The organism is Streptomyces sp. SirexAA-E (assembly GCF_000177195.2).
Taxonomy (GTDB): Bacteria; Actinomycetota; Actinomycetes; order Streptomycetales; family Streptomycetaceae; genus Streptomyces; species Streptomyces flavovirens.
Window position 1 is genome coordinate 3174878 of record NC_015953.1, and the last position, 16204, is coordinate 3191081.

Annotated in this window: 16 protein-coding genes; 4 read left to right on the forward strand and 12 right to left on the reverse strand. The window is 73.3% G+C overall.

All coding sequences use genetic code 11. The features are described 5' to 3' along the window. Positions 1 to 40 precede the first annotated feature (40 nt). From SACTE_RS14010 to SACTE_RS14030, 5 genes are read right to left on the reverse strand one after another with little or no spacing between them, the layout of a single operon-like run. Complete coding sequence (locus SACTE_RS14010; protein WP_014046686.1) at positions 41 to 838, reverse strand: type III pantothenate kinase; 798 nt, start codon at positions 836 to 838, stop codon at positions 41 to 43. Then, the gene (gene nadC / locus SACTE_RS14015) at positions 838 to 1872 is read right to left on the reverse strand and encodes a carboxylating nicotinate-nucleotide diphosphorylase (RefSeq protein ID WP_014046687.1); all 1035 of its coding nucleotides are present in this window, start codon (positions 1870 to 1872) and stop codon (positions 838 to 840) included. Before nadC ends, SACTE_RS14010 begins: the two co-directional genes overlap by 1 nt. Then, positions 1869 to 3641: an L-aspartate oxidase gene (locus SACTE_RS14020; RefSeq protein ID WP_014046688.1), complete on the reverse strand. Its 1773-nt coding sequence runs from the start codon at positions 3639 to 3641 to the stop codon at positions 1869 to 1871. The genes nadC and SACTE_RS14020 overlap by 4 nt, the downstream gene beginning before the upstream one ends. A 1-nt stretch (position 3642) precedes the next feature. Further along, a complete protein-coding gene (gene panC / locus SACTE_RS14025) occupies positions 3643 to 4599 on the reverse strand; it encodes a pantoate--beta-alanine ligase (protein ID WP_026359247.1) in 957 nt (318 codons plus the stop codon). A 17-nt stretch (positions 4600 to 4616) separates the two neighbouring features. Beyond that, positions 4617 to 5585 carry a DUF2520 domain-containing protein gene (locus SACTE_RS14030; RefSeq protein WP_014046690.1) on the reverse strand — a complete coding sequence of 323 codons (969 nt, stop codon included), beginning with the start codon at positions 5583 to 5585 and terminating at the stop codon, positions 4617 to 4619. 159 nt (positions 5586 to 5744) lie between these two features. On the opposite strand from SACTE_RS14030, the gene SACTE_RS14035 reads away from it, so the two are divergent. After that, positions 5745 to 6890 carry a beta-eliminating lyase-related protein gene (locus SACTE_RS14035; protein ID WP_014046691.1) on the forward strand — a complete coding sequence of 382 codons (1146 nt, stop codon included), beginning with the start codon at positions 5745 to 5747 and terminating at the stop codon, positions 6888 to 6890. A gap of 34 nt (positions 6891 to 6924) precedes the next feature. On the opposite strand, the gene SACTE_RS14040 is transcribed toward SACTE_RS14035, so the two are convergent. Then, positions 6925 to 7110, reverse strand: a complete 186-nt coding sequence (locus tag SACTE_RS14040; protein WP_019993792.1) for a hypothetical protein — start codon at positions 7108 to 7110, stop codon at positions 6925 to 6927. A 103-nt stretch (positions 7111 to 7213) separates the two neighbouring features. Here SACTE_RS14040 and SACTE_RS14045 point away from each other — a divergent pair, with 103 nt between their 5' ends. Continuing rightward, positions 7214 to 8311, forward strand: a complete 1098-nt coding sequence (locus SACTE_RS14045; protein WP_014046692.1) for a DUF5937 family protein — start codon at positions 7214 to 7216, stop codon at positions 8309 to 8311. Positions 8312 to 8340: 29 nt separating this feature from the next. Here the strand turns inward: SACTE_RS14045 and SACTE_RS14050 are convergent, their stop codons facing one another. Both SACTE_RS14050 and SACTE_RS14055 read right to left on the reverse strand, forming a co-directional pair. Continuing rightward, positions 8341 to 9015: a response regulator transcription factor gene (locus SACTE_RS14050; RefSeq protein ID WP_014046693.1), complete on the reverse strand. Its 675-nt coding sequence runs from the start codon at positions 9013 to 9015 to the stop codon at positions 8341 to 8343. Positions 9016 to 9076: 61 nt separating this feature from the next. After that, complete coding sequence (locus SACTE_RS14055) at positions 9077 to 10285, reverse strand: sensor histidine kinase (protein WP_014046694.1); 1209 nt, start codon at positions 10283 to 10285, stop codon at positions 9077 to 9079. Positions 10286 to 10381: 96 nt separating this feature from the next. On the opposite strand from SACTE_RS14055, the gene SACTE_RS14060 reads away from it, so the two are divergent. Together SACTE_RS14060 and SACTE_RS14065 are read left to right on the forward strand one after the other, a co-directional pair. Further along, a complete protein-coding gene (locus SACTE_RS14060; RefSeq protein WP_014046695.1) occupies positions 10382 to 11374 on the forward strand; it encodes an SAM-dependent methyltransferase in 993 nt (330 codons plus the stop codon). 32 nt (positions 11375 to 11406) lie between these two features. Next, positions 11407 to 12549, forward strand: coding sequence for an NADH-quinone oxidoreductase subunit D (locus SACTE_RS14065; RefSeq protein ID WP_014046696.1), 1143 nt, complete (start codon positions 11407 to 11409; stop codon positions 12547 to 12549). Between the two features lie 37 nt (positions 12550 to 12586). Here the strand turns inward: SACTE_RS14065 and SACTE_RS14070 are convergent, their stop codons facing one another. The 4 genes from SACTE_RS14070 to SACTE_RS14085 all read right to left on the reverse strand — a co-directional run bounded on the left by SACTE_RS14070 (position 12587) and on the right by SACTE_RS14085 (position 16115). Next, the gene (locus SACTE_RS14070; RefSeq protein ID WP_014046697.1) at positions 12587 to 13609 is read right to left on the reverse strand and encodes a hypothetical protein; all 1023 of its coding nucleotides are present in this window, start codon (positions 13607 to 13609) and stop codon (positions 12587 to 12589) included. A 93-nt stretch (positions 13610 to 13702) separates the two neighbouring features. Further along, positions 13703 to 14680, reverse strand: coding sequence for an ABC transporter substrate-binding protein (locus SACTE_RS14075; protein ID WP_014046698.1), 978 nt, complete (start codon positions 14678 to 14680; stop codon positions 13703 to 13705). Between the two features lie 58 nt (positions 14681 to 14738). Next, a complete protein-coding gene (locus SACTE_RS14080; protein ID WP_014046699.1) occupies positions 14739 to 15413 on the reverse strand; it encodes an ABC transporter permease in 675 nt (224 codons plus the stop codon). Positions 15414 to 15416: 3 nt separating this feature from the next. Next, positions 15417 to 16115, reverse strand: coding sequence for an ABC transporter permease (locus SACTE_RS14085; RefSeq protein ID WP_014046700.1), 699 nt, complete (start codon positions 16113 to 16115; stop codon positions 15417 to 15419). Between the last annotated feature and the right edge of the window lie 89 nt (positions 16116 to 16204).

Here is a 16204-nt window from a genome sequence, read left to right on the forward strand (position 1 = left end):
CTGCCGCCGGGCCGTTCCCGCAGGTGATCGCGGGCACGTCCTACATCCGGGCGATGTTGCGCTCGTACACCAGGCGCAGCCCGATGAGGGTCAGCCAGGGTTCGTGTTCGTCGATGACGGAGGACTCCCCCAACACCATCGGAGCAAGGCCACCGGTCGCGATGACGGTGACGTCGTCCGGGTCGGCCGCCAGCTCCTTCTTCATCCGCTCGACGACCCCGTCGATCTGGCCGGCGAAGCCGTAGACGATGCCGGACTGCATGGCCTCGACGGTGTTCTTGCCGATCACGCTGCGCGGCCGAGCCAGTTCGATCTTGCGGAGCTGGGCGCCCTTCACACCGAGCGCCTCCACCGAGATCTCGATCCCCGGTGCGATCACCCCGCCGGTGTACTCGCCGCGGGCGGAGACCGCGTCGAAGGTGGTGGCCGTGCCGAGATCGACGACGATCGCCGGGCCGCCGTAGAGCTCGACCGCGGCGACCGCGTTGATGATGCGGTCCGCGCCGACCTCCTTGGGGTTGTCGGTCAGGACCGGCACCCCCGTCTTGACGCCGGGCTCCACCAGGATCGCGGGGACGTCGCCGTAGTAGCGGCGGGTGACCTCGCGCAGTTCGTGCAGGACGGCCGGGACGGTGGAGCAGATCGCGATGCCCTCGATGCCGTCGCCGAGCTCCATCCCGAGCAGCGGGTGCATCCCCATGAGGCCCTGGAGCAGTACGGCGAGCTCGTCGGCGGTGCGGCGGGCGTCGGTCGAGATCCGCCAGTGCTCGACGATCTCCTCGCCGTCGAACAGCCCGAGGACCGTGTGCGAGTTGCCGACGTCGATGGTGAGCAGCATCAGACGCCGGCCCCCTCGGCGTCGCGGAAGTCCAGGCCGATGTCGAGGATCGGCGACGAGTGGGTGAGCGCCCCGACGGCCAGGTAGTCGACGCCCGCCTCGGCGTAGGCGCGGGCGGAGTCGAGGGTGAGCCGGCCCGAGGACTCCAGCACGGCGCGGCCGCCGACGAGGGCCACCGCCTCGGCTGTCGTGACCGGGGTGAAGTTGTCCAGCAGGATCAGGTCGGCGCCGGCCTCCAGCACCTCGTGGACCTGCTCCAGGGTGTCGACCTCGACCTCGATGGGCAGCTCCGGGTAGGCGGCCCGCACCCGCTTGAACGCCTCGGCGACACCGCCCGCCGCGATCACGTGGTTGTCCTTGACCAGCGCCGCGTCCACCAGCGACATCCGGTGGTTGACGCCGCCCCCGCAGCGCACCGCGTACTTCTCCAGCGCGCGCAGTCCGGGCGTGGTCTTGCGGGTGTCGCGGACGGCCGCCTTCGTGCCCTCCAGCACGTCCGCCCAGGCCCGGGTCGCGGTCGCGATGCCGGAGAGCCGGCAGAGCAGGTTCAGCGCGCTGCGCTCCCCGGTGAGCAGGTCACGGGTGCGGGTGGTGACGGTGAGCAGCTTCTGGCCGGGCGCGACGCGGTCACCGTCCTCGACGTGCCGTTCCACCTCGAACTCGTCCGTGCAGACGATGGACAGGACGGCCTCGGCGACGCGCAGACCGGCGACGACGCCCGCCTCGCGGGCGGTGAAGTCGCCGGTGGCGACGGCGTCCTCCGGGACGGTCGCGACGGTCGTCACGTCGACCCCGCCGTCCAGGTCCTCCTCGATCGCCACGTGCGCGATGTCCTCGACCTGGACGGGGTCCAGGCCCGCCTCGGCGAGGAGCTGGGCGAGCGCGGGGTCCAGGCCGCACTCCAGGGCGTCGGCGTCGTAGCCGCCGCAGCCGCAGTCGTCGCCGCAGCCCCCACCGGACGCGGCGGGGACGCCGATCTGGATCAGCGGTACGTCCACGGGTGTGGGGCGCGGGTTCTCTTCGGGCGTGCTCACGACTGCGGCTCCTGGGGGGCGTCGGCGGTGTGGTTCAGGGGGTCGGTGGGGGCGGCGGTCCTCGCCGGGGCGCCGTGGCGCACGGGCGGGAAGGCCGGGCCGTCGGTGCGGCTCACGACCGGCTGACGGTCCCGGCCGGTACGGACGACGAGGTGGCGGCGCCACGCGGTGTCGTCGCGGTCGGGCCGGTCCTCGCGCCAGTGGCAGCCCCGGGTCTCCTCGCGCTCCCGCGCCGCGGCGACCAGGACCCGGGAGACCAGGAGGAGGTTGGTGGCCTCCCACGCCTCCACCCCGGGCACGGCGTCCTTGGCGACGTCCTCACCCGTGTCGGCGCCGGGTCCCCCGGCGGTGCTTCCCAGCGCCTCCAGCCGCTCGGCCGCGACGGCGAGGCTGTCCGCGGAGCGGATGACACCGGCGCCCCGGGTCATGATCCGCTGGATCTCGGTCCGGGACTCGGCGGCCAGCAGCGGGACGGTCACCGGCTCCGGGCCCTCGGCCACGGGGGCGGGCGTCCGCTCCCGGGGTCCGGCGGCCACGATGTCCGCCGCGATGCGCTCGGCGAAGACCAAACCCTCCAGGAGGGAGTTGGACGCCAGCCGGTTCGCCCCGTGGACCCCCGTGCAGGCGGTCTCTCCGCAGGCGTACAGGCCGGGGACCGTCGTGCGGCCCCTCAGGTCGGTCCGGACGCCGCCCGAGGCGTAGTGGGCGGCGGGTGCCACCGGGATCGGCTCCGTCACCGGGTCGATGCCGTGGGCGCGGCAGGCGGCGAGGATGGTCGGGAAGCGCCGCTCCCACATCTCGGCGCCGAAGTGGCGGGCGTCGAGGTACATGTGCTCGGTGCCCGTCAGGTGCATCTGCCGGGTGATGGCCTTGGCGACGATGTCCCGGGGGGCCAGCTCGGCCAGCTCGTGCTGCCCGAGCATGAAGCGGGTGCCGGACGCGTCGACGAGGTGGGCGCCCTCTCCCCGTACCGCTTCGGACACCAGCGGCTGCTGGCCCTCGGAGTCGGCGCCGAGAAACAGGACGGTCGGGTGGAACTGGACGAATTCGAGGTCGGAGACCTCCGCGCCCGCGCGGAGCGCGAGGGCCACCCCGTCGCCGGTGGAGACCGGCGGGTTCGTGGTGGCGGAGAAGACCTGGCCCATGCCGCCGGTGGCCAGGACGACGGCGGGGGCGCGGACGGCTCCGACGCCGTCGTGCTGGCCCTCGCCCATGACGTGCAGGGTGACGCCCGCGGTGCGGCCCTCGGCGTCGGTGAGCAGGTCGAGTACCAGGGCGTTCTCGATGGTGCGCAGGGCCGCCGCGCGGACCGCGCCGACCAGGGCGCGGGAGATCTCGGCGCCCGTCGCGTCGCCGCCCGCGTGGGCGATACGGCGCCGGTGGTGGCCCCCCTCGCGGGTCAGGGCGATGGCCCCGGCCTCGGTCGTGTCGAACCGCGCGCCGGTGTCGATGAGCCTGCGCACCGCGCCGGGCCCCTCGGTGACCAGGGCCCGCACCGCCGTCTCGTCGCACAGCCCGGCCCCGGCGACCAGCGTGTCGTCCAGGTGCTGCTCGGGGGTGTCGCCCTCACCCAGCGCCGCGGCGATGCCGCCCTGCGCCCAACGGGTGGAGCCGTCGTCGAGCCGGGCCTTGGTGACGACGACCGTGGCGAGGCCCGCCGCGGCGCAGCGCAGGGCGGTGGTGAGACCGGCCACGCCGGAGCCGACCACGACGACGTCCGCGTCGATGGCCCAGCCGGGGGCGGGGGCGGTCAGCCGTATTCCGGTCACGTCAGGCTCCGAGGGTCAGCGGGATGTTGTCGATCAGCCGGGTGGCGCCCACCCGCGCCGCGACGGCGAGGACGGCTTCGCCGCCCTGGCGGTCGTCCGGGATCTCGGTGAAGTCGGCGGGGTCCACGAGCGCGAGGTAGTCGAGGACGAGCGGTACGGATTCCTCGGCCGCCTCGTCCAGGACGGCCTGTGCGGCGGCCCGCACCGCGGCGGGCCCCACGGCCGTCCGCGCCGCCGTCGCCGCCGCCTGCGAGTCTTCGGCAGCCCCGCGGGCCTCGGCGCGCGGGGCCTGCTGCGCGGCCGGCCGGTCACGGGCCGCGAACAGCGCCCTGGACAGGGCCAGCGCGGTACGGCGCTCGTCGGCGCTCAGGAAGCGGTTGCGGCTGGAGAGCGCGAGGCCGTCCGGGTCGCGGACCGTGGGGACGGCGACGATGTCGACGCCGAAGTTCAGGTCGCGCACCATCCGGCGGACCAGCGCCAGCTGCTGGCCGTCCTTCTGCCCGAAGAACGCGGCGTCGGGCCGGGTGAGGTGGAGCAGCTTGGCGACGACGGTGAGCATGCCGTCGAAGTGCCCGGGGCGCGAGGCGCCCTCCAGCCGCTCGCCCATGGGGCCCGCGACGATCCTGACCTGGGGGTCTCCGCCCGGGTAGACCTCGTCGACGGACGGCGCGAAGACCGCGTCGGCCCCGGCGCCCGCCGCGAGGGCGAGATCGGCGTCCAGGGTGCGGGGGTAGCGGTCGAGGTCGGCGGCCTCACCGAACTGGAGCGGGTTCACGAAGACGGTGACGACGACCTGGCCCTCGGGGCCCACGGCCTTGCGCGCCGCACGGATCAGGGTGGCGTGGCCGTCGTGCAGGGCGCCCATCGTCATCGCGACGGCACGCCGCGCGCCGGCGGGCCGGGTGAGGGCGTCGAGCTCCGCGGCGGTGCGCAGCAGGGTGGTGGGTGCGGTGGTCATCGGTTCGCGTGCGGTGGTCATCGGTTCTCCCCCTGTCCGGAGTCCTCCGGGCCGTTCTTTCCGTTCGTGCCGTTCTCCCGGTCCGAGAGGACGTCGAGGAGGTCCTCCGCGAACTCCGGCTTGAGCAGGCCGTGGGCGAGCGCCCGGTCGGCCGTGGTGCGGGCCATGGCGAGGTATCCGGCCACGGCCTGCGGGGCGTGGGTGCGCAGCTGGTGCACGTGCGCGGCCACGGTGCCCGCGTCACCTCGGGCCACGGGGCCGGTCAGCGCCGCGTCCCCGGAGCGCAGGGCGTTGTCGAGCGCGGCGCCGAGCAGCGGGCCGAGCATCCGGTCGGGTGCGGACACACCGGCCTTCCCCAGCAGCTCCATGGACTGGGTGACCAGGGTGACCAGGTGGTTCGCGCCGAGGGCGAGCGCCGCGTGGTAGAGCGGGCGGGCCTCCTCGGCGATCCACTCGGGTTCGCCGCCCATCTCGATGACGAGCGCCTCTGCGGCCAGCCGGAGCTCCTCGGGGGCGGTGACGCCGAAGGAGCAGCCGGCCAGCCGCTGGACGTCGACGGAGGTGCCGGTGAAGGTCATGACCGGGTGCAGGGCGAGCGGGAGGGCTCCGGCGCGTCGCGCGGGGTCCAGCACCTGGGTGCCGTACCGCCCCGAGGTGTGGACGATCAGCTGTCCCGGCCGCACGGCACCGGTCTCGGCGAGCCCTTCGACCAGGCCCGGGAGGGCGTCGTCGGGGACGGTCAGCAGCACCAGCTCGGCGCGTGCGAGGACCTCGGCGGGGGTGACCAGGGGGACGTCGGGGAGCAGGGCGGCGGCCCGGCGCACGGACGCGTCGGAGACGCCGGAGACGGCGACCGGGCGGTGCCCGGCGAGCTGGAGCGAGGCGGCGAGCGCGGGTCCGACCCGGCCCGCGCCGACCACGCCCACGGTCAGGCGGGCGGGACGGTCCCTCGCGTCGAGGGGTTCCTTGGAAACTGATGCGTTCACGTGGCGACGGCCTTCCGTTCCAGTCCGCGGGGGGTACCGGACGACTTCTCTGAATGCTACGCCAGCACCTCATCGGCGACCCCGGCTGTCCACAGCCTGTGGGTAACTCCGCGCGAGACACGGCGCGGGTGGTGCCGGCGGACGGTGGATGATCGTCCCATGGGAGACACCGACGAACAGAAGCAGCGGCATCGCAGGCTGACCGCGTGGCGGGGGTCGGCGAAGGTGCTCGCCCGCCCCTCCGCCGACCACACCCTGGCCGAACGGCTGGCCGCCCTGGCCGCCGACGCCGGGACGGTCCACGACCTGGACGAGTGGACGGACACGTACGGCAACGGCGTGGTCGCCGAGCTGGAGCGCCGCACCGCCGACCTGCTGGACATGGAGGCGGCCGCGTTCTTCCCGACCGGCACGATGGCGCAGCAGGTAGCGCTGCGCTGCTGGGCGGGGCGCACGGGTGATCCGGTGGTGGCGCTGCACCCGCTCTCCCACCCCGAGGTCCACGAACGGGGGGCGCTCACGGCGGTCGGCGGGCTGCGCACGGTGCACCCGACGACCGAGCCCCGGCTGCCCACGGCCGAGGAGGTCCGGGACCTCCCCGAGCCCTTCGGCACCCTGATGCTGGAACTGCCGCTGCGCGACGCCGGTTTCACCCTGCCCACCTGGGAGGAGCTGACGGCGGTCGTGGCGGCCGCCCGGGACCGGGACGCCGTGGTCCATCTGGACGGGGCCCGGCTGTGGGAGTGCGGCCCTCACCTCGGGCGGACCCTGCCGGAGATCGCCGCACTCGCGGACAGCGTGTACGTGTCCTTCTACAAGTCGCTGGACGGGCTCTCCGGCGCGGTGCTCGCCGGCCCCGCGACGCTGGTCGAACAGGCCAGGACCTGGCGCCACCGGTACGGCGGGCAGGTCTTCCAGCAGTACCCGGCGGCGCTCTCGGCCCTGCTCGGCCTGGAGCGGGAACTGCCGAGGCTGCCGTCGTACGTGGAGCACGCGAAGCTGGTCGCCGGGGCGCTGGCGGAGGGCTTCGCCGGTTCCGGGGTGCCGTGGTTCCGGGTGCACCCCGAGCCGCCGCACACGCACCAGTTCCAGATGTGGCTGCCGTACGGCACCGAGGTGCTCGACGAGGCGTCCGTGCGGCAGGCGGAGGAGACGGGCGTGACGCTCTTCCGCCGCTGGTTCCCGGCGGCCGGAGGGCCGCCCGGCGTCTCCTTCACCGAGGTCACGGTGGCGGCGCCCGGTCTGGAGTGGACCGCCGAGGACGTTCGGGAGGCGGTGGCCGGCTTCGTGGAGCGGCTGGTCTGACGAGGGCGGGCCGGGTATCCGGCCCGGCAGGCTCTCAGCCCGCCGCCCGGCCCCGTCCGTGCGGCGGGCGCCGGGGTGGAGGCGCGAAGGCGGTGGCGCGGAGGCGATCGCGGAGTCCGCGCAGGACCTCCAGGTCGTGGCGGCCGGGCAGCGGGGGCGGAGCCTCGCCGTGCCGCGCGGCACGGTAGCTGTCGAGCATCTGCTGCTGAACGATGTCCATGTCTCCAGCGTGGCTCCGCGCCGGGCCGCCGTCCCGTGGATTGACGGCCCCCGTCAAACGGGGCGGTCCTCCGGTCCGCCTGCCCCACCATGGAGGGGTGAGCGTGCACATCGACATCGCGGGCCTGCCCCCCGAGCGCATAGTCTTCGAGACCTCCCCCCTCGCCGAGCTGGGCCTGGCCCTGCACGCGCTCTCCGAGCCGGGCCACCACCCCGGCCTGCACGGCTGGGCGACCGCCACGGCCGCCGCGCTGGAGCCGGACCTCGCGGACCGGCTGCACGAGGCGGACTTCCTCTGGCGGAACACCTTCTCCGACGTCTTCATGCCGTTCGCCGGGGTCCGCGGCGGCGACGGCAGGACGGGGGCGACCCTCTCCGAGGACCTGGACATCCTGGACCGGCTCGACGACGAGCGGTTCGTCCTCGCCGCCCTGGAGTTCACCTGCGCGCTGTACTCGGCGGGAGGGCCGTCCCCGCTCACCGACGACAGGACGCGGACCCGCGTCCTGGACCTCGCGGCGGCCCGGGGGCCGAAGCAGCTGGAGTTCAGCAAGCAGCTCCTCGCCGACCCCGGCTCCACGCGGGCCTGGCTGCGGCGCCTCTTCGAGGACTGCGACGAGGCCTTCTTCGCCGCCACCTGGCAGCGGGTCCAGGTCCAGCTGTCCGCCGACGCCCGGCACAAGACGGAGGTCCTGCGGCACAAGGGCCTCGCCGCCGCGCTGGCCGCGGTCTCCGCGGCCCTGTCGCTGGACGAGGAGGCCGGCCGGATCGACATCGACAAGCTGTCGGAGGGCGGCGCCGACGCCACCCGTCTGGGACTCACCCTCCTCCCGACCAGCTTCGGCTGGCCGCATCTTCAGGTGCTGTACGCCCCGGGTTGGCGTCCGGTGATCCACTACCCGGTGCTCCGTCCCGAACTGCCCTCCCCCGCCTCCGTCGAGCTGCTCCAGCTCCGCCTGGAGGCGCTGGCCCACCCGATGCGGATGCGGATGTGCCGCAATCTCGCCCGCTCCCCGTACACCACGGGCGAGCTCGCCGACTCGCACGGCATCACGGCACCCGAGGTGTCCCGGCATCTGTCGGTGCTCAAGAAGGCGGGCCTGATCACCACCCGCCGACGCGGCCGGTACGTCCTGCACTCCCTGGACCTGACCGTGGTGGCGCGGCTGGGCAGCGACTTCCTGGAGGGCATCCTGCGCTGAACGGCCGCGTCAGGGGAGTCGCCCACCGGTCAGCCCGCCTGGCCGCCGGCCCTGACCAGCCCGGTCTCGTACGCGAGGACGACCACCTGGACGCGGTCGCGCAGGCCCAGCTTGGTCAGGATGCGGCCCACGTGCGTCTTCACGGTCGCCTCGGAGAGCACCAGGCGCCCCGCGATCTCGCCGTTCGACAGCCCCTGGGCGACCAGCAGCATCACCTCGCGCTCGCGCTCGGTCAGCCGCTCGACGTGCTTGTGCTGCGGTTCCCGGCCGCTGCTGGGCAGCATCGGGGAGAACCGGTCGAGCAGCCTGCGGGTCGTGGACGGCGCCACCACGGCGTCGCCGCTGTGCACGGAGCGGATCGCGGAGAGCAGTTCGGCGGGCGGCACGTCCTTGAGCATGAAGCCGCTGGCGCCCGCCTTCAGCCCGGAGAAGGCGTACTCGTCCAGGTCGAAGGTGGTCAGGATGAGCACCTTCGGCGGATCCGTCTGCGCGCAGATGCGCCGGGTCGCCTCCACGCCGTCCAGCCTCGGCATGCGTACGTCCATCAGCACCACGTCCACGGCCGTCGACCCCAGGGTGTCGATCGCCTCCTGGCCGTCGCCCGCCTCCGCGACGATCTCCATGTCGGGCTGGGCGGCGAGCACCATCCGGAAGCCGGTGCGCAGCAGCACCTGGTCGTCGACGAGCATTACGCGGATCGCCATGAAGGGCCGTCCTGTCCTTGAGTCCTCGGGGCCGCCGGCCCGCTCCCACCGGCCTGCCGTGTCACTGGTTCGCGGGCTTGAGCGGCAGCAGTGCGCTGATCCGGAAGCCGCCGCCGGGGCGCGGTCCCGCGTCCAGCGTGCCGCCCACCATCCCGACCCGCTCCCGCATACCGATCATGCCGTGGCCCGCGCCGTCCGCCCCGCCGTCCTCGTACAGCTCGTGCGAGGCGCCCCGGCCGTCGTCCTCGACCAGCAGTCCGAGCCCGTCGTCGAAGTACACCAGCCGCACACTGGCCCCGGCGTCCGGGCCGCCGTGCTTGCGGGTGTTGGTGAGGGCCTCCTGCACGATGCGGTACGCGGTCAGCTCGACCCCGCTCGGCAGCGGGCGCGGTGTCCCCTCGATCCTGAAGTCGACCTCCAGGCCCGTCTCCCTGACCTTGCCGACGAGCTCCTCGATCTGCTCGACGTCGGGCTGGGGCACGTACTCGCCGCTCTCCGGGTCGTCGCCCGTCCGCAGCACGCCGAGCAGCCGGCGCATCTCCGCGAGCGCCTGCCGGCCGGTGCCGGAGATGGTCTCCAGCGCCTGCCGGGCCTGTTCGGGCGAGGCCTCCATGACGTAGGCGGCGCCGTCGGCCTGCACCACCATCACCGAGACGTTGTGCGCGACGACGTCGTGCAGCTCCCGGGCGATACGGGCGCGCTCGGCGGCCACGGCGACCTTGGACTGCGCCTCGCGCTCCCGCTCCAGCCGGGCGGCCCGCTCCTCCAGCTGGCTGAAGTAGGCCCGCCGGGTGCGCACCGAGTCCCCGAGCACCCAGGCCAGGACGAACGGCACGGTCAGCACCACGACGACGAAGACCATCTGCGGCCAGCCGTCCGTCGTCGCCTGCTGCGGCCAGCGCAGCCGCGAGAGTCCGGCCGCGCAGAGGCTGCAGGCCAGGGCGAGCCGGGACGCCCACCGCTCCCCCACGGAGGCCACGGTGTAGGTGATCACCAGCAGGGCGAAGTCGGGCACGTCCGGCGACACCCCGAGCAGCAGCTGGGCGAGGCCCGTCCCGATCGCGACCAGCAGCATCCTCTCCGGAGCCCGCCGGCGCAGCGCCACCACCGCGCAGAGGCCGACGGCGATCGGCACCGCGGCGACGCGTTCCCGGCCCGTGCCGCTCTGGTCCGCCACGATGGACACGCCGGAGAGCCCGAGGAGCACGACAGCCCAGAAGGTGTCGACGCCCGTCGGGTGTCTGCGGATGAAATCGTAGAGGCGCTGCACGTTACCCAGCGTAGGGACAGCGGATCGGTGCCCGGGTCAGCCGAAGGGTCGATCCGGGTCCTGGGACCGTACTCCCCAAGGTGGAGACTTGCCTACGTGACGGATGACTGGTGCGGCTGGCGGGAAGCGACTCGGACCGCTTTGTACGGGGACGGGGGGTTCTACCGGCGTCCGGAAGGGCCCGCGGGCCACTTCCGGACCTCGGTGCACGCGTCCGGACTGTTCGCTTCCGCCGTCGCCCGGCTGCTGGTCCGTACGGCCCGGGAGCTGGGGAGCGACACGGTCGACCTGGTGGACGTGGGCGCGGGCCGGGGCGAGTTGCTGACGGGTGTACTGGCGGCACTGCCGTCCGAGGCCCCCTCGCTCACCGTACGGGCGTACGCCGTGGAGATCGCCCCGCGTCCGCCGGGCCTGCGCCCGGACATCACCTGGGGCGCCGGCATCCCCCAGGGGGCCCGGGGCCTGCTGTTCGCCAACGAGTGGCTGGACAACGTCCCCGCCGACGTCGCCGAGGCCGACGCCGACGGGGTGGCCCGCCGCGTCCTGGTCCGCCGGTCCGACGGGGCGGAGCGGCTGGGCGATCCGGTGACGGGCGCGGACGCCCGGTGGCTGGAGCGCTGGTGGCCGCTGGCCCGTCCCGGCGACCGCGCGGAGATCGGCCGCCCCCGTGACGAGGCCTGGGCCGAAGCGGTCGGCTCACTGGCGGGCGGTCTCGCGGTGGCGGTGGACTACGCGCATGTACGGGCGGCGAGGCCGCCGTTCGGGACGCTGACCGGCTTCCGGTCGGGGCGCGAGGTACCCCCGGTGCCGGACGGGAGCAGCGACCTGACGGCGCACGTGGCGCTGGACGCGTGCGCGGCGGCCACGGCGCACCTCGGTGGCGGCGCCGAACTGCTGGACCAGCGCACGGCCCTGCGGGAGCTGGGCGTCAGCGGTGAACGGCCGCCGCTCGCCCGGGCGTCCACCGACCCCGCCGGGTACGTCCGGGCGCTGGCCTCGGCGGGCGAGGCGGCCGAGCTGACCGCCCGGGGCGGCCTGGGCGACTTCGGCTGGCTGCGGCAGTGGGTGACGCCCGGAGTCCGCCCCTGACCCGGAGCGGCGCAGGAGGGATACTGTCGGGCATGACGGAGACGACGGTCGGCATCGGCGGCGCGGCAGAGAGCACCGACATGGTGCTCAACATCGGTCCGCAGCACCCCTCCACGCACGGGGTGCTCCGGCTGCGGCTCGTGCTCGACGGGGAGCGCGTCCAGCAGGCCGAGCCGGTCATCGGGTACATGCACCGGGGTGCGGAGAAGCTCTTCGAGGCCCGGGACTACCGGCAGATCATCATGCTCGCCAACCGCCACGACTGGCTGTCGGCCTTCTCCAACGAGCTCGGGGTCGTCATGGCCGTCGAGCGGATGCTCGGCATGGAGGTCCCGGAGCGCGCCGTCTGGACGCGGACGCTGCTGGCCGAGCTGAACCGGGTCCTGAACCACCTGATGTTCCTCGGCTCCTATCCGCTCGAACTCGGCGGGATCACGCCGATGTTCCACGCCTTCCGGGAGCGTGAGGAGCTCCAGGCCGTGATGGAGGAGGTCTCCGGCGGCCGGATGCACTACATGTTCAACCGGGTCGGCGGCCTGAAGGAGGACCTGCCCGCGGGCTGGCTCGGCCGGGCCCGGGACGCCGTCGCGTCGGTGCGCTCCCGGATGGACGTGTACGACCGGCTGGTCCTCGGCAACGAGATCTTCCGGGGACGTACCCGGGGCGTCGGTGTCCTGTCCGCCGAGGCCGTGCACGGCTACGGGGTGTCCGGTCCGATCGCCCGCGCCTCGGGGGTCGACTTCGACCTGCGGCGCGACGAGCCGTACCTGGCGTACGGGGAGCTGGCGGACACCCTGAAGGTCGTCACCCGGAGCGAGGGCGACTGCCTGGCGCGCTTCGAGTGCCTGCTGGAGCAGACGCACAACGCGCTGGACCTGGCGGACGCCTGCCTGGACCGGATGGCCGACCTGGCGCCCGGCCCCATCAACCAGCGGCTGCCGAAGGTGCTGAAGGCCCCGGAGGGCCACACCTACGCGTGGACCGAGAACCCGCTCGGCATCAACGGCTACTACCTGGTCTCCACGGGCGAGAAGACCCCGTACCGGCTGAAGCTGCGGTCCGCGTCGTACAACAACATCCAGGCGCTCACCGAGCTGCTGCCGGGCACGCTCGTGGCCGACATGGTCGCGATCCTGGGTTCGCTCTTCTTCGTCGTCGGCGACATCGACAAGTAGCCGCCGGGGCGCCGGTGACCCGGCGCCCCGGACCGGGCTACGAGGAGACGGCGCTGCGCAGCGGGGCGACGTCCAGCTGCTCGGTCTCGTCGTGTGCGGTCAGGTCGATGACCTTCCCGACGGCCCGGTTCTCCGCCGTGCCCGTGCGGTGCGCGGCCAGCGCCTCCTCGCCCACCACGTCCGCGAGGTCCTCGTTCTGCACGGACTCGATCGCGGTGGCGTCCGACTTCTGCGTACCGAAGAAGTCGAAGCTGCCCTGCGGCACCAGGTGACGGCGCGCGGCGTACGGGACGACGGCCGAGGCGGCGGGCACGGCGCGGGGCGCCGGCACCGGTGCGGGCCGGGACGCGGGGAGGGCTGCGGGCGGGCGGCGGTGCTGCTGGTCCTCCGCTCCGGCGACCGCCGCGTGCTTCCCCTTGGCGCCTTCGCCCTCCGTGTCCCGCTCCGCGACGCGCTCGGCCAGATCGCGCCGCCTGGCCGACTCGGCGGTGCGCCGCGCCTCCTGGAGCGCCGCGTTGCGCGTCAGGTCCGACAGCGCCTGAGCGGCCCTCAGATACGCGGCCGGGGTGGGCGTGGACCGCGCGGCGGGCAGCTCCCGGGGCGCGGAGGCCTCGATGGCGAGCTGCCGGCGGCCCTCCAGGGCGCTGGCCCGCTCGGTCTCCGCGTTGGCGTACCGGCGCAGCAGGGCGGCGTGTTCGCCGCGCAGACCGGCGAGCTCCACCCGCTTGCGGCGCAGTTTCGTCTCCAGCCGGGTGCGCAGTTCGCGTGATTCCTCGAGGTCGGACTCGAGCTCGGCTATCCGCTCCTCGGTCTTCCACTCGTCGCTGGCCCGTGCACGGGTCAGCTCCGCGACCCGCGTCCCCGCCTCCCGGTCCCAACTGCGCATCAGACAGGCACCGGTCACTGCGGCGGCGGCCGCGGCGGCCACCAGCCCGCGCAGAACCAGGGGTTCCGCGGGAAGCCAGGCCGCGGCGGCGCAGACGACCGACACTCCGGCCACCACGGAAGGCGGCAGGATTCTGTGAAGGGGCGGCGAATGGCGGTGACGTCCTCGTGGCATGGCTCGAAATTTACCGTGCATACGCGCCACTTGGGAGGCCGCCCGGCAATCTGTTCCCCGCCGGTTACCTGCCGGCCCCCTTCACACCGTCCTTTACTTCTTGATCAGCCCCTTCGAGAGCAGATACTCCTCGGCCGCGTCGGCCGGCTTGGCACGCTCCGCGTCGACCTTGCGGTTCAGTTCCGCGAGGTCCTCGGTGGTGAGTGTGTCGCTGAGCTTCCCGAGCGCGTCGGCGATCTCCTGAGCACCCGCGTCCTTCGCATTGAGCACCGGCAGGACGTTGTCCGCGTTCTGCAGCTTCTTGTCGTCCTCCAGGAAGACCAGCCCGTCCAGCACCGCGTCCGTGGTGGTCGTCAGGACCAACTGGTCCGTGCCGTCCTTCACCGCCTGCTTGGACTGCGGAGTACCCACTCCCTTGGGGTCGATGCCGGCGACGTCGATGCCGTACGTCTTCTTCAGTCCGGGCGCGCAGAACGGGCGTATCTCGCACTCGTCACCGGCCGCGATCTTCACGGCGATCTTCGAACGGCCGAGATCGGAAAGGGTCCGGAGCTTGTTCTTCTCGGCGAATTCCTTCGAGACCGCGAAGGCGTTCTGGTCGACGGCCTTGCCCGCCGGGAGCACCTTCAGCCCGAGCGGGGTGGCGAGCTTCTCCAGAGCGGCGACGGTGGCCGCCGTGTCTCCGGAGGCGACCGGCTTCTTCTCGGCCTCGGCGGCGCCGTTGACCTTGGCGTTGAGGAATTCCGCGATGGTCGCCGCGTATTCCGGGACGACGTCGATCTCGCCCTTCTCCAGGGACGGTTCGTAGAGTTCGCGGTTCTTCACCGTGGTGACCGAGGTGCTGTACCCGGCGTCACCCAGGACCCGTGCGTACAGCTCCGCGAGCACCTTGGACTCGGTGAAGGCGGCGGCGCCCACGACGAGCGAACCCTTCTTCGCGTCCCCGCCCGAGCCGCCGTCGGAGCCGCCGCCCTTGCCCTGCTCCAGGCTGTCGCCGCCGCAGGCCGCGAGCGACCCGGCCAGCACGGCCGCCGTGACGAGCGCACCGGCTGTGCGCGAGGTCCTGCTCATGATGTTGTTCTCCGTCCGCGGAAAGAAAAAGAGGTCGGCACGGCCCGGAGGGCCGTGGTCATGCGGTCCTGCGGCGACGCAGGGGTGACAGCAGCCGGTCCAGCGCCACGAGGGCGCCCTCCACGACCAGGGCCAGCAGGGCGACCAGCACGGCACCGGCGAATACCTGGGCCGTGTCGTACGTGTTGAAGCCGGCGGTGATGATCCGGCCGAGGCCGCCGAGGCCCACCATGGCCGCGATCGACGCGGTGGCCACCACCTGCACCGCCGCGGACCGCAGCCCGGTCATGATCATCGGGTAGGCGAGCGGAAGCTCGACCCGCAGGAAGAGCTGCCCGCCGGACATACCCATACCCCGTGCGGCCTCGATCACCGACCGGTCCACCTGCCGCATACCGACGTAGGCGTTGGTCAGCAGCGGCGGCACCGCGAACAGCACCAGTGCGATGACGGTGGGCAGGTAGCCGGAGTTGCGCAACGGCGTCACCATGAACAGGGCCAGCACGGCGAAGACCGGCACCGCCCGGCCCACGTTCGAGAGGTTGACCGCGAGCGCGCCGCCCTTGCCTATGTGCCCCAGGTACAGGGCGACCGGCAGGGCGAGGGCAGAGGCCACCAGGAGGGCGACCCCGCTGACGTACAGGTGCTCACCCAGCCGGTGCGTGGCGCCGTTCTCCCCGGCCCAGTTGGCACCGGTGGTCAGCCAGGTCCAGGCTCCCTCGACGACTCCCATGGATCAGCCCGCCTTCGCCGCCGGGGCCGGGCGCCCCGATATCCGGGTCCACGGTGTGAGCAGGCGCTGCACACCGAGCAGCAACAGGTCGGCGACCACCGCGAGCAGCACACAGAGCACGGAGGCGGTGAGGACCTGCGCCTTGAAGAAGCTGGGCAGCGCGTCCTCGATGAGATTGCCCAGGCCGCCCTTGCCGACGAGGGAGCCCACCGTGGTCAGCGCGACGGTCGACACCGTGGCGATGCGCAGGCCGGCCATCAACGCGGGCAGGGCGAGCGGGAGTTCCACTTCCCAGAGGAGGCGGGCCGGTCCGTATCCCATGCCCTTGGCGGCTTCCCGCGCCTCCTGCGGAACGGCTTCGAGGCCCGCCAGGATGTTCCGCACGAGAATGGTCAGCGAATACAGGACCAGGCCTGTGACGACCAGCGCGGCGGAGAGCCCGAAAAGCGGCAGGAGCAGCGAGAACATCGCCAGCGACGGCACGGTGTAGAGCACGGTGGTCAGCCCCAGCACCGGTCCCGCGAAATGCCGGCCGCGACGGGCGAGCAGGGCCAGCGGAAATGCCACCAGGAGTCCGATCACCACCGAGATCGCGGTGATCCAGATGTGCTGGACGACGGCGTCGGTCAACTCGTGACTGCGGGAGCGCAGATACTCCCCGCAGATCCAGTCGTTCGCCACCAGGCAGTTCTGCTCGGCCATACGTCCCCCACCTCCCGTGTCGCCCTCGTCGATCCGATCACGGGCGACCCTATCCCCGAGCACTGACAATCGCCGAGGCTTTCGTATTC